The organism is Myxococcus stipitatus DSM 14675, from assembly GCF_000331735.1.
GTDB classification, from domain to species: domain Bacteria; phylum Myxococcota; class Myxococcia; order Myxococcales; family Myxococcaceae; genus Myxococcus; species Myxococcus stipitatus.
Genome location: NC_020126.1, coordinates 5,460,672 through 5,480,582, shown reverse-complemented (window position 1 = coordinate 5,480,582; position 19,911 = coordinate 5,460,672). Strand labels below are relative to the sequence as shown.

At 66.7% G+C, this 19,911-nt stretch carries 18 protein-coding genes; 10 read left to right on the top strand and 8 right to left on the bottom strand.

Annotated elements, in window-relative coordinates; genetic code table 11:
• Nucleotides 1-40: 40 nt before the first annotated feature.
• Nucleotides 41-385, bottom strand: coding sequence for a hypothetical protein (locus MYSTI_RS21260; RefSeq protein ID WP_015349851.1), 345 nt, complete (start codon nt 383-385; stop codon nt 41-43).
• A gap of 268 nt (nt 386-653) precedes the next feature.
• Here MYSTI_RS21260 and MYSTI_RS43220 point away from each other — a divergent pair, with 268 nt between their 5' ends.
• The 3 genes from MYSTI_RS43220 (at nt 654) to MYSTI_RS45715 (ending at nt 4,047) form a co-directional block, all read left to right on the top strand.
• Nucleotides 654-1,598, top strand: a complete 945-nt coding sequence (locus tag MYSTI_RS43220; protein ID WP_015349850.1) for a ricin-type beta-trefoil lectin domain protein — start codon at nt 654-656, stop codon at nt 1,596-1,598.
• A gap of 1,592 nt (nt 1,599-3,190) precedes the next feature.
• Nucleotides 3,191-3,502, top strand: a complete 312-nt coding sequence (locus tag MYSTI_RS45720) for an IS3 family transposase (RefSeq protein ID WP_015349848.1) — start codon at nt 3,191-3,193, stop codon at nt 3,500-3,502.
• The gene (locus tag MYSTI_RS45715) at nt 3,499-4,047 is read left to right on the top strand and encodes an IS3 family transposase (RefSeq protein ID WP_015349847.1); all 549 of its coding nucleotides are present in this window, start codon (nt 3,499-3,501) and stop codon (nt 4,045-4,047) included. Before MYSTI_RS45720 ends, MYSTI_RS45715 begins: the two co-directional genes overlap by 4 nt.
• Here the strand turns inward: MYSTI_RS45715 and MYSTI_RS21245 are convergent.
• Together MYSTI_RS21245 and MYSTI_RS21240 are read right to left on the bottom strand one after the other, a co-directional pair.
• Nucleotides 3,981-5,081: an ornithine cyclodeaminase family protein gene (locus tag MYSTI_RS21245; protein WP_015349846.1), complete on the bottom strand. Its 1,101-nt coding sequence runs from the start codon at nt 5,079-5,081 to the stop codon at nt 3,981-3,983. The genes MYSTI_RS45715 and MYSTI_RS21245 overlap by 67 nt on opposite strands.
• 144 nt (nt 5,082-5,225) lie before the next feature.
• Nucleotides 5,226-6,227, bottom strand: a complete 1,002-nt coding sequence (locus tag MYSTI_RS21240) for a formylglycine-generating enzyme family protein (RefSeq protein ID WP_015349845.1) — start codon at nt 6,225-6,227, stop codon at nt 5,226-5,228.
• Between the two features lie 255 nt (nt 6,228-6,482).
• On the opposite strand from MYSTI_RS21240, the gene MYSTI_RS21235 reads away from it, so the two are divergent.
• The 5 genes from MYSTI_RS21235 to MYSTI_RS43880 all read left to right on the top strand — a co-directional run bounded on the left by MYSTI_RS21235 (nt 6,483) and on the right by MYSTI_RS43880 (nt 11,733).
• Nucleotides 6,483-8,156, top strand: a complete 1,674-nt coding sequence (locus tag MYSTI_RS21235) for a bifunctional aspartate transaminase/aspartate 4-decarboxylase (protein ID WP_015349844.1) — start codon at nt 6,483-6,485, stop codon at nt 8,154-8,156.
• 11 nt (nt 8,157-8,167) lie between these two features.
• Nucleotides 8,168-9,310: a type II asparaginase gene (locus tag MYSTI_RS21230; protein ID WP_015349843.1), complete on the top strand. Its 1,143-nt coding sequence runs from the start codon at nt 8,168-8,170 to the stop codon at nt 9,308-9,310.
• Nucleotides 9,311-9,335: 25 nt separating this feature from the next.
• Nucleotides 9,336-10,493: a hypothetical protein gene (locus tag MYSTI_RS21225; protein WP_015349842.1), complete on the top strand. Its 1,158-nt coding sequence runs from the start codon at nt 9,336-9,338 to the stop codon at nt 10,491-10,493.
• A gap of 106 nt (nt 10,494-10,599) precedes the next feature.
• A complete protein-coding gene (locus tag MYSTI_RS21220; protein ID WP_015349841.1) occupies nt 10,600-11,493 on the top strand; it encodes a bile acid:sodium symporter family protein in 894 nt (297 codons plus the stop codon).
• A 90-nt stretch (nt 11,494-11,583) separates the two neighbouring features.
• A complete protein-coding gene (locus MYSTI_RS43880; protein ID WP_169558652.1) occupies nt 11,584-11,733 on the top strand; it encodes a hypothetical protein in 150 nt (49 codons plus the stop codon).
• A gap of 264 nt (nt 11,734-11,997) precedes the next feature.
• On the opposite strand, the gene MYSTI_RS21215 is transcribed toward MYSTI_RS43880, so the two are convergent.
• The 4 genes from MYSTI_RS21215 to MYSTI_RS21200 all read right to left on the bottom strand — a co-directional run bounded on the left by MYSTI_RS21215 (nt 11,998) and on the right by MYSTI_RS21200 (nt 15,143).
• Entirely contained in the window at nt 11,998-12,243 is a 246-nt protein-coding gene (locus tag MYSTI_RS21215) for a helix-turn-helix domain-containing protein (protein WP_015349840.1), read from the bottom strand.
• A gap of 546 nt (nt 12,244-12,789) precedes the next feature.
• Nucleotides 12,790-13,545, bottom strand: a complete 756-nt coding sequence (locus MYSTI_RS21210; protein ID WP_233277915.1) for a 2OG-Fe(II) oxygenase — start codon at nt 13,543-13,545, stop codon at nt 12,790-12,792.
• Nucleotides 13,496-14,434: an ATP-grasp domain-containing protein gene (locus MYSTI_RS21205; protein ID WP_015349838.1), complete on the bottom strand. Its 939-nt coding sequence runs from the start codon at nt 14,432-14,434 to the stop codon at nt 13,496-13,498. Before MYSTI_RS21205 ends, MYSTI_RS21210 begins: the two co-directional genes overlap by 50 nt.
• 28 nt (nt 14,435-14,462) lie before the next feature.
• Nucleotides 14,463-15,143 carry a hypothetical protein gene (locus MYSTI_RS21200; protein WP_015349837.1) on the bottom strand — a complete coding sequence of 227 codons (681 nt, stop codon included), beginning with the start codon at nt 15,141-15,143 and terminating at the stop codon, nt 14,463-14,465.
• A 194-nt stretch (nt 15,144-15,337) separates the two neighbouring features.
• Between MYSTI_RS21200 and MYSTI_RS21195 the strand changes: the two genes are divergently transcribed.
• On the top strand, nt 15,338-15,973 hold the full coding sequence (locus MYSTI_RS21195; RefSeq protein ID WP_015349836.1) for a hypothetical protein: 636 nt from the start codon (nt 15,338-15,340) through the stop codon (nt 15,971-15,973).
• On the opposite strand, the gene MYSTI_RS21190 is transcribed toward MYSTI_RS21195, so the two are convergent.
• On the bottom strand, nt 15,970-18,855 hold the full coding sequence (locus tag MYSTI_RS21190) for a patatin-like phospholipase family protein (RefSeq protein ID WP_015349835.1): 2,886 nt from the start codon (nt 18,853-18,855) through the stop codon (nt 15,970-15,972). The two genes, MYSTI_RS21195 and MYSTI_RS21190, sit on opposite strands and share 4 nt — an antisense overlap.
• A gap of 190 nt (nt 18,856-19,045) precedes the next feature.
• Between MYSTI_RS21190 and MYSTI_RS21185 the strand changes: the two genes are divergently transcribed.
• Nucleotides 19,046-19,909, top strand: a complete 864-nt coding sequence (locus tag MYSTI_RS21185; protein ID WP_015349834.1) for a hypothetical protein — start codon at nt 19,046-19,048, stop codon at nt 19,907-19,909.
• Nucleotides 19,910-19,911 lie beyond the last annotated feature (2 nt).

Here is a 19,911-nt window from a genome sequence, read left to right as displayed (position 1 = left end):
GAGCACGTCGCTGAGTGCCCTCGCCTAGCTGGTCGCCCCCTCAACACGCACACCCCGGGCCCTTGTGGCAGGTGTTGTCCCGGGGAATGCACGCATCGCCACACGGCTTGCTCCTGGGCCCACAGTGCCGGCAACAGGAGCCGCCGCCACCACCGGACGTCTCCACGCAGGAGAAGGAGTCCGAGTCACAGGTGCTGCCCGTGGCGCAGTCCTCGAGGAGCTCCCACGCCGGACTCCCGGACGCGCCGGTGCACACGAGCACCGCCCCGACGCCACACATCAGGGTGCCGACGCCGCGCTCCTCGCACGAGTCCCCGACCTCCGTCGCTGACTCGCCCCCCTGAAGCGTCAACGCGGCCATCAGCACCACCAGCACCCTCGTCATCGTTCCCCTCGCCGAGTGAATGAGCTGGGCCCATGCTTCCAGTGGCGGGGAACGCTCGCGAGCTCCTCGAATCGACAGGCTCGCGGTCCAGGTGGTGGGAGACTCGGCCGCCCCCTTCGCTTCTCTGACGACCAACCGCCTATTCCAACACAGCTTCCGCAGATGCCCCAAGGGCTACGCTCCCCCCTATTCCTGGGATGGACGCGCCCGCACACGGCAACATATTCTGCTTCTCCTGACTATTCAGGCTTCACTCGGAGAGGTGTACATGAGGAGTCGAATCAACCGACGCGCTGCTCTGTGGGCTGCTGCCGTATTGCTAGCCATGACCGTGCCCGCACCCGCTGAAGCTCAGATTTGGCAGCCGCCCTTTGCGATAATCTATGGCGAGTTTCATAGAGGCTGTCTGACCAACGATTCGCTCGAACACGTCCAGACCTTCAACTGTGGCTTTGCTGGCATTTGGGAGTGGATGCTCGACCCAGTACCTGGAGAAACAGCAGACCGCAAGTTCATCAGGCACGGGGACGCGTGCGTCGAGGCGGGTGAAACATCGGTTCTCTTGCGTAAGTGCAACGGAAGTGCTTGGCAGCAATGGATAGTTCAACCCAACGAGCCTCGGTATCCTGGCGTCGGCGTCAAAGGAGTCCGATTCCGCAGCGTCCGAAACCAGACCGCATGCATTGACAACTACAAGTCTGGCAAGGTCAGACTCTGGCAATGCGGGAATTCATATCAGCAGCAGTGGAACATAAGCTCCGCAGCATTCGCGCATCTCGTGTTCCCAGCTCCTCCTGAACTCCACATGGGCATGACGTGGAGAACGCTCCGCAACCTCGATTCTACTGTCCACGTCGGCATGGACACGGGCACGAACCAATTCCAGGGCGACACGCGAGCAAGAGAGTACCACCCAATCCTTTGCATCAACCGGGGCTTTCAGCATCCGGCACCGCCAGAAGTCCCTCCGGGAACTCCTGATGGCCACGGATGGTCAGGGGGATACGTCAACATCACACTTCCCATTCGGGGTAACGAACTGAAAAGTAGAGCCATTGCCGACAGCTTCTGTTCGTCGGCGTTCGGCGCGGCGTGGCGGATGGCTGAATGGCGTGATGGCGGAGCCTACTCACTCTGGGCTTACGGCACCTTGCCAGAGGGCGAGCGGTTCTGGGTGGCAATCAACGACCAGCCCGCCAACCCATGGAACTGACCTGCATGTGAGAGGCGACCAGTCGATCCAGCCCTGCGCCCCAGCCAGTCATGAGAGGCTGGGGCGCAGGCTCCAGCAATTGCCAGAACCTCTCCGGGTGAACGTCCCGGACACGAACCTGTACCTCGGCACGCCCCGGGACTCCGTCCCCGGCTGCCCCCCCCTCCTGAGGCAGCGCGGCCAGCAGCACCACCAGAAGCATGTTCATCGCTCCCCCATCGGATGAGCCGAGGCTATGTATCCAGCGTGCGAGCACCTAGCAAGCCCCAGAATTCGAGACGCCATTCGTTCCGACCATCGCAGCATCTTGCCATTGCGAACCCCTCAGCCACCACTAACACGCAAAGCAGCACATCGCAAATACGATAACACAGACTCTGTCGACGCCCCCGAACTCTTGCGCCATCAAGGAGACCGCACTTGATCCACCGTATCAATTGGCTAGCAACAGTCAGCACGTTCGCCATACTACTAACATGGGCGCTGCCGTTGCCTGCCCATGCAGACAACCCGGGCCCGCCTACTCTCCTAACCAACGCATTTTACGGCAGGTGCATGGTTTCTGGAGCTCGGGAGATCGTCACGCGCAACTGCACTGTCGATCCCGAGAATTGGGAATTCGTGCCGGTACCGGCCGGACCGGCCTACCGGAAATTCATTCGATGGAAGCTGCTCCCTAGCGGATGCCTGGAACGGGGACCTTTCGACGGAGAAACCTTTGTAAATGCCTGCAATGGAGGCATTAGGCAACAATGGGACGTCATGGCCAGCGAGCCAAGTCAGCCCCCCGCCGGGCAGCGCGGCATTCAGATTCAAAACGCAGACACGAGAGAATGCATAGACACACGGCGACTGCCATGGCCGGCAACCGGAGTCATAACATATCTATACACCTGCGCGGGCTCCATCCACCAACAATGGAATATCAACGACCTCTCCTTCCTCATGCTCCACGGCGAGGTCACAGAAATACACAAGGGCATGACCTGGACAGTTCGGGAGCAACGCGCCGGAAACATCGTCCACGTTGGCTCGGACTCATTCACAAATCCATACGAAGGAGACACTCACCCATCTGAGTATCGAAGAGTCCTGTGCATCCTCCGCCAAGGTCAGAATCGGCCGCCAAATGTCCCGGCGCCTAATCCCTACAATGGGTGGTCGGGTGGAACCGTCAAAACAACAGTCCCCATTCACGGCAATCAACTCTTCACACGGGCCGTCGCAGATCAAATATGCGTGAATTCGTTTGGATTCGGATGGACAATCGCGACATTCCATGACGGTGGCGGTTGGTCGTTCTGGGCGCTTGGCACGCTGCCTATTGGGGAGCGATTCTGGGTCGCAATCGCCGACCAACCTGCCAACCCCTGGAATTACCCCTAGTGTGATTGGGGGCGGTAAACCCATCCCTCAGTCGAGCTGCGCCCCGGCTCGTCATCCAGTGCCGGGGCGTCGTGTCCGATGCCGACCGGAGCGCGGCCTTGTCACGTGTCGTCGGACGTCTCGTCAACCAGCCCCATAGCGACCTCGATGTATGGAGTTGCGTCGGGTTCGTTGAGTCCGTTCAACTGTGGGAGAAGGACCCAACGATGCCGAAACCGAAGCCCCCATACCCGCCGGAGTTCCGAGCGCGAATCGTCGAGCTGGCAAAGGCAGGACGGACGAGCAGCCTGGCCGAGGAGTTCCACGTCACTGACACGACGGTGCGCAACTGGGTACGCCAGAGCGAACTGGACGAGGGTACGCGACAGGATGGGCTGACGTCGGACGAGAAGCAGGAACTGGCCCGCTTGCGGCGCGAGGTGAAGGTGCTGCGCGAGGAGCGAGACATCCTCTCAAAAGCCGCGGCCTGGTTCGCACAGGAAGGCGTCGGGACGCCCAAGAAGCGTTCCGATTCGTGAGCGAGAACCAGGCTGAGCATGCAGTGTCGACGATGTGCCGGGCGCTGGGCGTCACCGAGGCCGGCTACTACGCCTGGAAGGCAAGGCCCGCCTCGAAGCGGGCCGAGGAGGATGCCCACCTCTCCGTGCGCATCCACGCCATCCACCAGATGTCGGACGGCACCTATGGCGCACCCCGCGTCCGTGCGGAGTTGGTCGACACGCACGGCCTCCAGGTGGGACGGCGGCGCGTCGCCAGACTGATGAGAGAGGCCCGGTTGGCGGGAGTCTGTCGGAGGGGACACTGCGTGCCGACGAAGCGAGATGACACGGCACAACCTGCTGCGGACCTGGTGGAGCGCCGATTCGAGGCTCGAGGGCCCAACGAGTCATGGGTCGCCGACATCACCTACATCCCGACGTGGGCGGGCTTTCACTACCTGGCTGTCGTCATCGACGTGTGGAGTCGCGGCGAACGTGCTGGTCGGCCTCTTCAGCCTCAGCTCCCGGTGGCGCGGCGAAGGTCCCGCACCACCGACGGCTCCGGCTCGCGCAGCACGGAGTAGGGATCCAACGCGTCGCCGCCGACCGTCTCCAGGCCCACGGAGGTGCCCAGTCCCAGCCGCTCCGCGTGCCGCAGTAGCAGCGCGGTGACGACCTGATCCTCCAGCGCGTACCCCGTGGAGTCGAACACCGTCATTCGCTGACGCCACGGCTCATACACGTCCGGGTTCTTCACCAGCGTGACGAGGTCCGGGCCCACCTGGTCCGGGCGCAACTGCTGGCACTCGCCCTCCACCATCGCCTGCGCCAGGAAGTCCGGGCACACGAGGCTGCGCTCCAGCACCGCCTTGGGCAGCTCCGTCTTGCTGGGCAGGTCCGAGCCCACCGCGTTGATGTGGACATGCGGCTTGAGTATCTCCCCTGAAATGACCGGGCCTCCGCCCACGACGACCGATGTCGCCGTGCAGAGGATGTCCGAGCGCGCCTCCACCTCCGCGAGCGACACGGCCTTCACCTCCAGCCCCAGGAAGCGCGTGCGCCGCGCCAGCGACTGCTGCGCCTCCGCGCTCGTGTCGAAGGCCAGCACCTCCGTGAGCGGGAAGACGCGGCTGATGGCGTGAAGCTGCGTCACCGCCTGCGCGCCACAGCCCACGAGCCCCAGCACGCGGCTGTCGGGCGAGGCCAGGCAGCGCGTGGCGACCGCCGAGGCCGCGCCCGTGCGCAACGCCGTCGCGAACACCCCGTCCATCAGCGCGAGCAGGTGCCCCGTCTTCACGTCATAGAGGCTGTTCGTCGCGATGATGGTGGGCAGCCCCTGCTCCTCGGGGTTGAGCGGGCTGTAGCCCACCATCTTCACCGTCACCGAGTCCCCCCGCCGCATCACCGGCATCCACTCCAGGCACCCCGTCTGGCGCGGGTGCTCCAGCAGGAAGCCGTCCCGCTTGCGCACCTCCGTGAGGTCTCCGTCGAACGTCCGCAGCGCGTCCGTCAGGTCGCGGATGAGCTCGTCCATGAGGGTGTCCGTGCCCACCTCCTCGACGATGCGGCGCAAGTCGGACCGGGTCACCAACAGCGTACGTGTCGCGTCGAGCTTCAATCGTGATGCCCCTGGCCCAGTCGATGTTTCAGGAGATGGTGCGTGAAACAGGGCCTGCTGATAGCACTGGTTAACAGAGGGAGCGGAAAATAGCAGGTATTGCGTGTTAACAGCCAGGGGGGCTCGGCGGTTGACGAGGCCGCGTCACCCCTCTGGAACACGGGCGATGCACCGGAACCCGATGTGCGTGGTTCCGCTGTCCTCGGCTTGGGGAGAACGTGCCGCGGGGCGGTAGCGCAGGCAGTAGTTGGAGGCGCAGAGGTGGCTGCCCCCCTTCACGACACGACGGGGAATCAGCACCTCCGGCGTGCAGGGGTCGAAGCTCTTCTGGGATGACGGGGGCCCACGAGGATTGACAGGGATGCAGCACGCCTTCCCGCCGTTGCCCTGGTGCCGTTCCTGGAACCAGTCCGTGGTCCACTCCCAGACGTTGCCCGCCATGTCGAACAGGCCATACGCGTTGGGCGGATAAGTGCCGACTGGCGAGGTTCCCTCGTAACCATCCGTCATCAAGTTCTGCCAGGGGAACTCTCCTTGCCAGATGTTCGCCATCTGCTGGTTTCCCGGAGAGAACTCATCACCCCAGACGTAGACCTTGCGGTCCAGGCCCGCGCGAGCGGCGCGCTCCCACTCGGCCTCGGAGGGGAGGTCCTTGCCGGCCCAGGTGGCGTAGGCCCGCGCGTCCTCGAAGGCGACGTGGACGACGGGATGGTCCTCCTGTCCCTTCCACGTGCTGCCGTGGCCCTGGGGGCGGTGCCAGCAAGCCCCCGGCGTATAGGTCCACCACTGGGACAGGTCCTTGAGGTCGACGCGCTCCGGTGTCTTGTGGAACACCAGCGAGCCGGGGACGAGCAGCTCCGGCTTCGCTCCAGGAAAGTCCTTCGCGTCGAGCGGCCGCTCCGCGACAGTGACGTAGCCGGTGGTCTGGACGAAGCGCGCGAAGTCCGCGTTGGTGACGGTGCAGCGGTCCATCCAGAAGCCAGTCACCGTCACCTGGTGCGTGGGCCGCTCCTCGGGATAGTGCGTGTCCGAGCCCATCCAGTACGTGCCGCCGGGAATCCACTCCATGCCTGGCCGGGGCGGGCCTTCGTCACGTCGATACCGGGTGTCCCGCGCCGCGTCTGCTTCGACGATATCCATGGTCATCCGACGCCTCGCTCGTCTTGGCCCGGGGACGCCAGAAAGGCACCGCCCTCGGCGGCAAGCTGGGGGGCCGCGACGGTGGCGACAACCGGGCCTCGCGGGTGGGGCGGGCGGCATGCGGGCACCCGGACTTGCGAGCGCCCGGCCCGGGGCCTCCGCGTGTGTTGGCGGCCCGTCCACGCGTGAACAACGTCTGTTCGCCAACAAGGCGGGAACCCGAGCCGACTGTTTCCAGAAGGCCGGAGGAGCGCGACAGACATGAGCACGGAGACGACGACCGAGGCGGACACGGGCACCCGGAGCGATGAGGATGTCGCCTCCACGCGCGAGCTCCACAAGCTCAGCCCGTTCGAGCTCAAGGACACGCTCATCGAGCTGGCGGATGAGTCCGCGAAGACACGCGCGGCGGTGATGCTCAACGCGGGGCGCGGCAACCCCAACTGGATTGCCACCACGCCGCGCGAGGCGTTCTTCCTCCTGGGCCAGTTCGCCCTGCGCGAGTGCCGCCGCACGTGGAACGAGCCGGAGGTGGGCCTGGCGGGCATGCCTCGCTCACCGGACATCGCCCAGCGGCTGCGCGACTTCCTGGAGACGTGTGACGACAGCCCCGCCGTCCGACTGCTGCGCGACTCGGTGGAGTACGGCGTCCGCGAGCTGGGGTTCGACGCGGATGCCTTCGTCTGGGAGCTCACCGACGCGGCCATCGGCGACAACTACCCGGTGCCGGACCGGATGCTCGTCCACGCCGAGCGCATCGTGCAGACCTACCTGGCTCGAGAGATGTGCGACGGCCGTCCGCCTCCGGGCCGGTTCGACCTGTTCGCCGTCGAGGGCGGCACCGCCGCGATGGCGTACATCTTCCGCTCGCTGATGGTGAATGGCGTGCTCAAGAAGGGCGACACCATCGCGCTGGGCACGCCCATCTTCACGCCCTACCTGGAGATTCCCCGGCTGGAGGAGTTCGACCTGCGCACGGTGGACATCCGCCAGAGCGAGATGACCGCGGAGGGCCGACACACCTGGCAGTATCCGGAGTCGGAGCTGCGCAAGCTGGAGGACCCGCGCATCAAGGCGTTCTTCGTCGTGCACCCCGGCAACCCGGGTGCGACGGCGATGCGGCGCGAGTCGCTGGACCTGCTGGTGAGCATCGTCCAGAAGAAGCGGCCGGACCTGCTGCTGCTCACCGACGATGTGTACGGCACCTTCGTGGAGGGCTTCCGCTCGCTGGCGGCGGAGCTGCCGCACAACACGCTCCTGGTCTACTCCTACTCGAAGCACTTCGGCTGCACCGGCTGGCGGCTGGGCGTGGTCGCGCTGCACGAGGACAACATCCTGGACACGATGCTGGCGCGGCTTCCGGCGTCGCAGCGCGAGCTGCTGGACGAGCGCTATGGCTCCATCTCGCTGAAGCCGGAGCAGCTGAAGTTCATCGACCGGATGGTGGCGGACAGCCGCGCCGTCGCGCTCAACCACACCGCGGGCCTGTCGCTGCCCCAGCAGCTCCAGATGACGCTCTTCTCGATGTTCTCGCTCCTGGACAAGGACGACGCCTACAAGAAGCGCTGCCGGCGCATCTGCCGCGAGCGGCTGGCCTCGCTGTACGAGGGCATGGGCATCGACCTGCCCGAGGATCCGCTGCGAACCGCGTACTACCAGACACTGGACCTGGAGGCGTGGGCGCGGAAGCACATCGGCGCGGAGTTCGTCGAGTATGAACGGGCCCGGCATGACCCGCTCGACATCGTGCTGTCCCTGGCGCGGCGGCACGGCGTGGTGCTCCTCAATGGCAGCGGCTTCGAGGGCCCCGAGTGGTCCGCCCGTGTGTCCCTGGCGAACCTGGACGATGACGCCTATCCGCGCATCGGCCAGAGCCTCAAGGACATCGTCATTCGCGCCATCCGGGAGTGGCAGCAGCACGACCTGGATTCGTAGGGAGGTCGACCATGAACGGCTCGAAGAACAGTGTGTGGGGAGCGGTATGTGCCCTGGGGCTCCTGATGACGGGGGCGGGAATCGCCGCCCAGCAAGACGCCCAGTCGCCGCCCGCGACGGGGCAGGCGGCGCCCGCGAAGGAGAAGGCGAAGGCGGCGGAGGCGCCCAAGGCGTCCGTGCGAATCCTCGCCACGGGAGGCACCATCGCCGGTGCCCAGGGGAATCCCCAGGGGTACGGCTACAAGGCCGGGACCTTCAAGGTCGAGGACCTCATCAAGAGCGTCCCCAACGTGGACAAGCTGGCGAAGCTGTCCGGCGAGCAGGTGGTCAACATCGGCAGCCAGGACATGAACGACGCGGTCTGGCTGAAGTTGGCGAAGCGGACCAATGAGCTCCTGGCCTCGCCCGAGGTGGACGCCGTGGTCATCACCCACGGCACCGACACGCTGGAGGAGACGTCGTACTTCCTGGACCTGGTGGTGAAGAGCAACAAGCCCGTCGTGCTCGTGGGCTCCATGCGGCCCGCCACCGCCATCAGCGCGGACGGGCCGGGGAACCTCTACGACGCGGTGGCCGTCGCGGCCTCGCCCGAGGCGAAGGGGCGCGGCGTGCTGGTGGTCATCAACGATGAAATCCACGCGGCCCGCAACGTCACGAAGACGAACACCACCAACGTGGAGACCTTCCGCAGCCTCAACCGCGGCCCGTCCGGCGTGGTCAACACGGGGAAGATCAGCTGGTTCGAGAAGATGGACAAGCGCCACACGGTGGACTCCGAGTTCTCCGTCGTGGGCAAGGACTCGCTCCCGCGCGTGGACATCCTCTACGCCCACGCGAACATGAGCCCGGACCTCATCGACGCCGCGGTGAAGAACGGCGCCAAGGGGCTGGTCATCGCGGGCGTGGGCGATGGGAACATGACCCAGCCGGCGTTGGACGCGCTGACGAAGCACGCGAAGAAGGGCGTGGTGGTGGTCCGCAGCACGCGGCTTCCCAGCGGCCTGGTCCTGCGCAACAACGAGATCAACGACGACGAGAAGGGCTTCGTGGCCTCGGGTGAGTTGAACCCCGCGAAGTCTCGCGTGCTGTTGCAGCTGGCGCTGCAGGAGACGAAGGACCCCGCGCGCATCCAGCGGATGTTCCAGGAGTATTGAGGGCTCGCGCGGCCCGGGACCCTCCATGGCTGATTCCCGGACACTCCCCGAGTTCTCGCTGGTCCGGGGCGGCCCCTTCTACGACCTGGAGCGCGGGCTTCGACTCGTCAGGCCCCCGCGCTTCATGACGGGCCGGGCCGCCCTCCTGCTGGTGCTGGTGAGCTGGCTCCCCCTGGTGCTGTTCTCGCTGCTCCAGGGGGAGGGCGCCGTGCAGCGGCTGTTCTCCGAGTTCCAGGTCCACGCGGAGCTCCTCCTGTCCCTGCCGGTGATGGTGGTCGCGGAGCCCTACATCGACGCGCGCGTCGGTGAAGCGGCGCGCGAGTTCCTCCGCGCGGACCTGGTGGAGGACAAGGACCGCCGGGCCTATGAGGTCTCCGTCGCGAGGATGGCGCGGTGGCGCGATGCTCCGTCCGTCGAGCTGGCCTTGCTGGGCCTCACCATCGCGTTCGCGGTGCTGACGACGATGGATGCCTCCAGGTCCTGGATGGTCGAAGGGGGCGCGTCGCAGCGGCCCTCGCTGGCGGGCGGCTGGTACCTGTGCGTGAGCCAGCCCCTGGAGCGCTTCCTCATGCTCCGCTGGCTGTGGCGAGGCGCCGTGTGGTCCGTCTTCCTCTGGCGCGCGTCCCGGCTCCCGCTGCGGCTGGTGCCCACCCATCCGGACCAGGCCGGCGGGCTCGGGTTCCTGTCCATCCACCAGGCCTGTTTCTCGCCCCTGGTGTTCGCGGCGGCGGTCCCCGTCGCGGCGTACTCGTTCCGCACGAACGCCGCGGCCATCACCGAGACGCCCATCACGTATGTGATGCCGCAGGTCCTCTTCGCCGTGCTGGCCTGTGTGGCGGTCTTCGCGCCGCTGACGTTCTTCTGCCACCAGATGGTCCGCTCCAAGCGCCGGGCGGACGCGTGGTTCTCCGCGGTGGCCGCGCACCACTCGCGGCGGTTCGAGGACAAGTGGTTCCATGCCCAGGAGCCTCGGGACGAGAAGCTCCTGGGGGCGCCGGAGTTCTCGTCCCTGGCGGACCTGGGCTCGTCGTTCATCCTGGCGCGCAAGATGAAGCTGTTCCCATGGGACAAGCGCTCGGTCATCGCGGTGGGGCTGTCGGGCCTGTCGCCGCTCGTCATCCTGTTGGTGTTGGACCGGCAGTTCCTGGCGGTGGTGAACCAGCTTCGCCAGAGCGTGAGCTGATGGCCCGGGCGCTCGCGTGGCCGGATGCCCGGGGCTCCTCGTAAGGGGCGCGGGTGAGGACGTTGGTCATGGGAGCCCGCTCGGGTGGCGCCCGGGGGGAGCGAGCATGCTCAGGTCCGTGATTGCCTTCGTGCTGAGCAACATCGTCACCCTGTTCATGTTCAGCGAAGGACTGGCCCGCGAGCCCGGTGAGATTCGCCACGTCCTCGAGCGCCCCGCGCTCTACGTGCGCGCCCTGGTGGTGGTGCTGCTGTTCGTTCCGCTGGTGGCGCTGGGGGTGGTCTACGCGTTCCGACTGCCAACGGTGCTGGCGAGCGCGATCCTGCTCATGGCCGTGTGTCCTGGGGCGCCGTTGCAGGTGAACCAGGCGAAGTCCTTGGGGGCGAATCCCACCACCTCCATCAACCTGCTCTTGCTGCTCAGCGTGTGCGCGCTCGTCACCGTGCCCGCGTGGGTGGGGGTGTTGGACCGGCTGCTGGGGGTGGAGTTCGAGGCCAGCCCGGACCTGGTGTTCCGACTGCTGGCGGTGAAGATCCTTCCGCCGCTCGCGGTGGGGATTGCCGTGCGGCACTACCTGCCGCGCGTGGCGCGGGCGGTGGCGCCGTGGTGCAGCCGCGTGTTCACCGTGCTGCTCATCGCGGTGTCCGTGGGACTGCTCTTCATCGTGGGGCCGAAGCTCATCCACGTCGCGTGGCTCGCGGTGGTGGCGCTGGTGATGCTCGTCACGGTGTCCGCGCTGCTGGGGCACTGGGCGGGCGGGCCCAGGATGGAGGACCGCAAGGCGGTGGCCCTGGCCGCGGCGTTCGCGCATCCGGTGTTGTCGATGACCATCATCATCCAGAGCTACCCGAACTACCGGGCCCTGGAGGTCGCGGGCATCGTCGGTGCTTTCGTCGTCATCCGCCTGCTCGCGCTCACGCCCTATCGGATGTGGGTGAAGCGACAGGGAGAGCACGAGGGCTCGAAGAGGCTTCCCCCTCACGGCGGCGTGCCCGCGTGAGGGATTGAGCTTTCAGGTCATCGGACGACGGTGGGATGCGATTCGGTGCCTCACGTTCCAGCGGAGCGCGACGACTGAGGCGCAAGCGGTTTGGCTGGCTGGCTCGGCACCGCCGACTCGGCCCCGGGCATTCGCGACGGCATGCCCCACCGCACGACGACGCCGACCATCAGCAGGGACGCGGCGACGTACCACGTGTGTCTCCACTCCCAGTGGTTCGCCACGGACAGCCACGCATAGAAGATGGCGACGTGGACGCCGTTCCACGCCACAAGCAGCCCTGATCGAGGTCATTGAGCGGGCAGCCACTCCTGGCTGCCCACCGAAGCAGCGCTTGCCTCTGCTTTCTCTTCAACCACTGCCTACCTTTGCCCTCGGGCAGGGCCTTCTTGCTCTCAGGTTTTCTGCGCACACAGAGCCGAACGAGAGGTGCCCCTGCTCCCTCTTCCCGCTCCGCCCGGACCTGCTTGCCCCTCTGCCTGAGCGCGAATCACGACCCTCGGTTCAGTGGAGGAAGGTGTCGACGCTCTCGCCGGGCGCCAGGCCCATCAAGTCCTGTGGGGAGAGTCCCAGCGCCTCGCTGAGGCGATGGAGGATGACGGCCTTGGGCAGCATCTTGCCTCGCTCCAGACGGCCGTACACGGGTTCATCGAGCCCCACGCGCTCGGCCACCTCCGCGCGTGTCAGCCCGAGCTTCTCGCGCGCCGCTCGTGCTCTCGAACCGATGGTGATGGCCAGTTCTTCATTCATGGGACGTCCCCGGATTTGGAGTGGGAGTGGATGGGAGCATACGACCTTCGTGGTGGACATGAATATCAGAGGTTCAAGGACTCTGGTTGAATGTCGGAAGTCGATGGTTGGAATGATGTCCAACAGAAGACTCCCTCATGGGTAGCAAATGGGATAAGTTCCCTTGGGGGTTGGATGGAGACACGCCCGAGTCTGGGCAGGGTGGGGCGGGAGCTGTCTGCGTGACGCTGTAAGATTCCGCGAGCCTGTCGATTCTTCGCAGGCGTGTCAGGCATCGGTGCCAGCCTGCGCTCCGGCTGCCTTCCTTCGGAGGGAGGCGCAGGGGGGCGTGCTGGACAGAAATGGAATGCCGATTGACCCGATGAAGGTGGGAGACGCCAAGGTCTTCCGCCCCTGGGGATGGTCTGGTGTGCTTGTTGTCTCCGCGGACATCCAGGCCGCGATGGAGCCTGCACGCATCAGTGGAGCCGCGCTTGACGAGGTCTCAGATCCTCAGTCAGCGCAGCGGGCCCGGATGCAAGCCCGCCTTGGTGAGGTCTCAAGCCTTCAACGCTTCGCGAGAATGAAGGCGGTGATGGAGTAGCGGTGGTGGCCCTGGGCGGCCGATGTCCACTCCGTCACCCGGTGAGGGGCGCCACTCGGACGGAAGATGAACACCGAGTTGAAGAGAGGCGGGACACGCATCAGGTCCGACTCCGCTTCCGGATGCCTGAAGGTGAGGACACCTCCGAAGGAAGGCTGCCAGGGCCGTGTGAAGTTGTAGACGACGGCGAGCCCTTCCTCGTCCGTGTCCCGGTGCTCGGGGAAGTGCTCTCCCACGTCCATCCGGGACACCTGCACCTGTCGTGTCTCCAGTGGTTCGGGCCAGCCCACCAGCGCCGCGTGGAAGTCCGCACCCTCCTTGCTCTGAAGCCAGGCACAGAAGTCCGTCAGGGCAGACGGCACCTGCTGATTCAGCGGTGCGACGTGCAGCGCATAGGGGCCATGGTGATGACGCACGAAGCGTGCGTTGCACAGGGCCTGGTGCAGCGCCTCGGCGCGCTCTGGAAGGAGGGCCTCCTGGAGGCACACATGGGGCACCCGGCCGCCTTCGATGAACTCCTGGCGGATGGCGGTGCGCAAGGAGTCGGATGTGGAGGCGAGGCGTGTCCAGTCCGCCGCGGACGCGGGGAAGTCCTTCTCGATCTCCCGCGTGGAGACAGGGCCGAAATAGCTGTCGGCGAAGTCCGAGATGAAGAACCCGCTCGGGCGCTCAGGCCTTGGAGACGAGGTAGCTGGCGAGCCGGCTGATGACTTTGCCATCGTGCGGATCATCGAAGAAGGAAATGGCGGGGGTCGGGTTGAATTCAAGCGCGACGAAGGCGCCTTCCCGCGTGCGCCGCAGGTCGACGGCGGTGAAGACCATGCCCAGTGCCTTCGCGCCCTTGATGCACAGCGCCCAGGCGTCCTTTGGCAGGCGGGCTGGCTTCGTCCGATGCAGGTTCTGTCGCGCGTCCACCACGCCGTCGGTGGGAATGTGGAAGGCGGCCACCGGCTCACCGTCGAGCACGTAGGCGCGGTACTCGTCGCCCACAATCTGCTCCTGGAACAGCACGGGACAGTTGGCGAGCAATTGGAGCCGCTCCTCGGTGAGGTCCGCCTCCTCCACCTTGCGCACCAGCGCACCGCCTCCCAGCGGCTTGTAGATGACCGCGCGGTGTCGCGCGACGAACTCGCGCACTGCCTCTGGCGAGGTGGTGGCCAGGGTGTTGGGAACGGGTATTCGGTGACGGCGCAGCAAGGCCAGTTGATGGAGCTTCAGGTAGTGCAGCTCAACGGCTTCCAGCGGATTGACGAACGAGCCTCCACGCCGGTGGAGCGCGCGCAGGACGGAATGGAGGAAGGACTGGCGCTCCCGCTCCGCCAGGTATTGCTCCTGCCACCGAGGGAAGTTCCGCTCGGACAGGGCCTCGGCTTCGGGGACAGGGAGCGAGAGCCGCACGACCTTGATGTAGAACGAACGCAAGTCGCTGAGACATTCACCGTCCCAGTGCACATCGCCGTCCTCCCAACTCAAGGCGGCTGAGTCCGGCACCCGGTCCGTCTCCAAGAGCACGGCTCGCGCACGGCGACGCTCCACTGCTTCCGCGACGAAGCGGGTGGCGTCATCCGAACGCGAGCCGATGACCACGACCTTCTTACGCGATGCCATGAGGACCGAGGCTGCTCCCACCCGTACTTCAGACCGGGCTGTCCATCCGGACCTTGAGGATGCCCGTTCCATCCTGAGGAGGCTTGATGTCCGGCATCTTCGAGCCACGCGTCGGGTCGTCCATCATCACCTTGACGATGCCGCCTTCCTGCAAGGGCTTGAGCTCCGGGAGCTTCGAGCCGCGCGTCGGGTCATCCATCATGACCTTGACGATGCCGGTTCCGTCCTGAGGGGGCTTGATGTCCGGCATCTTCGAGCCGCGGGTCGGGTCATCCATCATGACCTTGACCATGCCGCCGTCCGGCAAGGGCTTGAGCTCCGGGAGCTTCGAGCCGCGGGTCGGGTCATCCATCATGACCTTGACGATGCCGGTTCCGTCTTGCGGAGGCTTGATGTCCGGCATCTTCGAGCCGCGGGTCGGGTCATCCATCATGACCTTGACCATGCCGCCGTTCTCGCGCGGCTTGAAGCCAATGTCCTTGCCGCTCACGAAGCGGTCCGCGAGCTCGCGGGCCTTCGGGGTCAACTTCACCTGCTCGAAGGCGTCGCGCACCAGGTTCTTCTGCTGGGGGCTCAGCCCGCCCACGTCAGTGCCCTGGAGTGCCTTCTTCAGCGCCGGAACGCCCACGGCCTTGCCGCCCGTGCTGGCGGACTTCAGCGCGGTCTGAAGCGTCGAGATGAAGCCCTGGGGAGATTTGATCTGGGTCATGTTGTTTCCTCTGAGCAGGGTTATCGCGACGTCCAGAGCTGGAGTTGCTTGATTCTTTGAACCTGAGACAAGCAGGCACCCATGGCAGCTCGCTCCACACGATGAGCCGACGTTGTGCGGCACCGCGACTCCGTGTTGAGTTGAGGCCCGCCCTGGTGGTTTGCCCAGCGCGAGGGCCTCAGGGGGAGGTGTGTGTGGACGCGATGGAACTCGAGGCCCTCCTGCGACGCGCCAATGCCTCGGACGAATTGCTGGCGTGGAGCCGGGGCCTGACGCTGGCCGAGGCGTGGCACGGGAGTCCGTCGGGAGCCTGGTTGATACGCCTCGCCACGGCGGTGGGGCTGGAGCGAAGGCTCCTCCTGCGCGCGCTCTGCGCGTGCGTGCGCCTCGCGACGGAGCACGCCTTGACGAAGGCGCCGGGGTACGAGCCGGTGGAGGACTGCGTGCCGCTCGCGCTGGAGGCCACGGAGGCTTGGGTCCGAGACACGCCAGGGCGCGGGCACGATGAGGTGAGCGCGCTGGCCGCCCAGGCGAGCCACTCCGCCTATGTGGCGGATTGCCTGGAGGGCTACTGCCACGTTCCCTTCGTGCCCGGGGCGGTCCACGCGGCCATCGCCGTCGCGCAGCTGTCCATGGCCGCCTGCGAGGAACGCGACGCGGAGTTCGCCGTGCTGACTGCTCGTGCCCTCGACGACGCGCTGCGCGCCGAGTCCGCGCGGCATGACTACTCCCGGGAGCGCCAGCGCGACTTCGACGCGACGTGTGCCCGTGTCATCCGCGAATCCCTCCGTGCCGAGGACATGGCCTGCCTCTCGAGGGACATTCCCTAGTGCTTGGCCTTCTCCCGAGGAGCCAGCGTCACCTTCGCCCAGATGAAGCCCAGGTTGTTCCAGTCCTGGACCTCCAGCACCGTGACACTCTGGCCCACCTTGAGGGCGCCCAACGTGCGTCCCTCGGTGGCGGGCTGGCCCGTCGGCGGGTCGTCTCTCAAGAGCGCGGGGACCGTGCTCTCCATCGTCCTCCCCACGAACTGCTGCGGAGGCTGGGACCACCGCGCGTCCGTCGGCTTGCAGAAGTAGCAGGTGCGCCACGCGCTCCCGGCGGACAGGTACTGACCCAGGAAGACCCAGGCGGCCTTGCTCCCATCCTCCAGCTTCTCGACCACGTCGGGCTGGACCTCCCGCTCGGGCCGCTGCATCTCCGTGTCGAGGAACACCTGCACCGCCGGCGCGTCGCGGTCATAGAGGCGTGAGGTGGCCTGCTGCTGCAAGGCCACCTGGTCGCTCGCGAGCCGCCCGGTCACCCGCTTCGCCAGCTCCAGCGTCGCCGGGTCCCTCAGCTTCGCGATGAAGGGCTCCGTCTGGCTCGAGCCCAGTCCTCGCTCCAGCAGCGCGAGGAGGCTCTGCTCCGTCAGCGCCGCGCCGCGGAGGTTCTTGATGTGGCTGGCGATGCGCTGGCCCACGGTCTCCTCCTGCCAGAGGAACTGCCCCAACAACCGCCCCTTGTCCTTGGGTCCCAGCGCCCACGCAGTCATCACCTCGTCCTGGTTCTCCGCGAAGCACTCCCTCTGCTGCGGACTCGCGTCGTCGGAGAGCTCCACGTCGCCATAGTCGTAGCTGGCCTGGAGCATGGTGACCTTCCTCCCCGCGAGGAGGCGGCCGATCTCCGCCTTCTGGTACTCCGCCATGTCTCGCGCGAACGCATGGCTCGCACGAGACAGCGCGGACAGCGGCGTGGAGAGAGCGCCTCCCGAGCTGCTGCTCTCGTCGAGCGACGGTGGCTTCGCCCCCGAGTCGATCTCCACGAACAACACCCCGCGCCGCTCCAGCTTCGCGAAGAACTGGTCGATGGCCGCCTGCGCCCCGGGCTTCGCCTTCCAGCGCTCTGAATCCGTGAGCCCTCGCAACAACAAGACGAACGTGTCCAACCCCGTGTTGTCGAACACCCCGCCATCGATGAGTGGCTCCTTGTTGCCCTTCGCATCCACCACGCTGGGCAAGTCGACAATCCATGGGAAGTTCGCGGACGCCCGGACCGCATCCGCGAGCGCGATGTCTCCGCTGGCGACCAGCTCACTCGTGGAGCGCGCGGGCGCCGAGGGCTGCTTCCCGTCGTTGACCATCAGCGAGGGGAGGGGCGGCTTGCCCGTGACGACGCGCGCCCCCGTCCTCGCGCTCGCCGTGTTGACGAGGAGCAGCGGCGCTCGGCCCCGCTCGGAGAAGCTGGCGGGCCAGGTGAGGTAGTCGGACCAGAAGGAGGCCAGGCCCTCGCCTCGGCTCACGCCGGGCATCACCAGTCCGCGCAGGAGCGGCGCGTTGAAGTCCACGAACATGTCGTCCAGCGCCGCGCTGCTCAAGGGCCAGAGCCGGTCCGCCTTCAAGCCACAGGCCCCGTCCATCAGGTGCGCCTCCAGCTCCTCTCGCGGCGCATGCTTGAGCGGCACCCCAGGCGCCAGGGGCACCCCCAGGGTCCCCTGTGCCAGGCGGTGGGAGAAGTGCGCGCTGGCGACGCTGCCCCCGGAGACGCTGCTGATGAAGAGCACGTGCTCGGAGAGCCGCTGGTCCACGCAGCGAGGCGTGCTCGTGTCCGGCGGGTCGACGCGCATGCGGTTCAAGCTCTCCAGCGACAGCATCGCGAAGATGGCCGCCCGCGAGCCGCCCCCCGCGGCGGAGACGAAGACGACAGGCCCGTCACACATCTGGTCCAGCCGCGCGTTCGCCGACTCCATCCACTCGGTGAAGACCGTCTGGGCGTCCACGGGCTCCTCACGCGCCAGCGCCGTGAGCGTGCCCTGGCGCGCGAGCTGCTCGCCGATGAGGAACATGCACGCCAACGCCGCCAGGGCGAACACGGTGCGCCGCACGACGTTCGGCACCAGGTCCAGCGCCCGCGCCACACACAGAATCACGAAGAGCAGGTGGTAGATGGCCCAGATGGTGTAGAGCCGGAAGCTGGCCTCGGGGACGTTGGGGATGAAGACCCCCCACAGCAGCTCCGCGAGGAAGTACGAGCCCAGCGTCATCACCAGGCCGCGCGTGACGACCTCCACCTGGATGCCCAGCGAGGGCTTCCACGCGAGGAACCTCCGGCCGAAGAGCCCCACCAGGCCCACCGACAGCGCCAGGCCCGCGACGATGCTCGGGCCCGGGTCTCTCGCCTTCCACGGCGCGGGCAACAACCCCAGCCAGCCCACGACCCCCAGCGTCACCGCCGCCACGATGATGGCGCCATGGAGCCACACCCGCCCGGCCGAGCCCTCCGCCAGGGGAAAGCGCGCGAGCGAGACCAATCGCTTGCAGATGGCCTTCACTCCTTGGCTGACGCGATTGGGGTGTCTCATCCACCCGGGGTACTCGTCGTCCTCTCTCGGCACGAAGACCCACAGCGCGCTCATGAAGAAGAAGATGCCGAGCAGGATGACGTACGCCGAGAAGGCGATGGCCAGGAGCGCGGAGCCGCCGCCGCGCAGGGAGGCCGTGCTCGGCAACTGGAGGACGATGTTGTGGACCTGGGGCAACTGCGAGAGCGCCAGGAAGGCCACCAGCAACGCCACCACCGTCGTGAGCCGCTTCTCCAGATACCTCACCCACCGGGGCGGCGGAGGCGGAGGGGCCTGCTCGCCAACGGCATGCAGCAGCCCCTGGGCCGAGGACAGGGCCTTGCCCGATTCCCGCTTGCTGGAGGTCTTGTGACTCGAGCGTCGCTTGCTCATGGGTCCCCCCTCGGTGAACTCGCGAACCCATCAATACAGCTTGATTGATGAGTTCTCACTGATGCCGTTTTTCAAGAGTAGCACTGTTGAGACACGCCAGCGCACCGAGGCGTGCCCCGCGGGGAGGCCCTCTTGGCGGGCGGAGCGTCGATGGACATCCCCTCGAGCAGGTCTGGGCCAGGAGCGGGGAATGGCGACACGAAGAGGGGGCGTGGGGCGTGCGTGGGCCCTGCTGGGATTGCTGGCGACGCCGTGGGGCGCCTTCGCCGAGGACCCCGCCGCCGCGCCGGCCCCCGAGGCGTCCTCTCAGGAGCAGGACCTGGCGAAGCAGGTCCAGAACCCGGTGGCCGCGCTCATCAGCGTGCCCCTCCAGGACAACCTGGACCTGGGGGTGAAACCCAAGGACCGGGTGCGCAACACGCTCAACATCCAGCCGGTCGTCCCGCTGCCGCTGACGCACCGTTTCAATCTCATCAACCGCGTCATCCTCCCCATCGTCGCGCAGCCGGGGCTGTCCGAGGACAGCACGGGGACGTTCGGGCTGGGGGACACGTCGGCCACGTTCTTCGTGGTGCCATCCAAGCCGGGCGCGGTCATCTGGGGCGTGGGCCCCGCGTTCCTCCTGCCCACGGCCACGGACGACGCGCTGGGCACGGGGAAGTGGAGCGTGGGGCCGTCGGCGGTGGTGCTGGTGCAGCCCTCACCGTGGTCCATCGGCGTGCTGGCCAACAACGTGTTCTCCGTCTTCGGGGACGATGACCGGGCCACCGTCAACCAGCTCCTGCTCCAGTACTTCGTCAGCTACAACCTGCCGAAGGGCTGGTACGTGACGTCGGCGCCCATCCTCACCGCGAACTGGGAGGGGCCGAAGGGCGAGCGGTGGACGATTCCCTTCGGCCTGGGCGCGGGCAAGGTGTTCAGCATCCACAAGCAGGCGCTGAACGGCTCCGTGTCCGCGTACTACAACGCCGTCCGGCCCGACCTGCCGGGCGCCGCGGACTGGCAGCTGCGCTTCCAGCTCGCGTTCCTGTTCCCGCTCGGGAAGAAGCACTGACG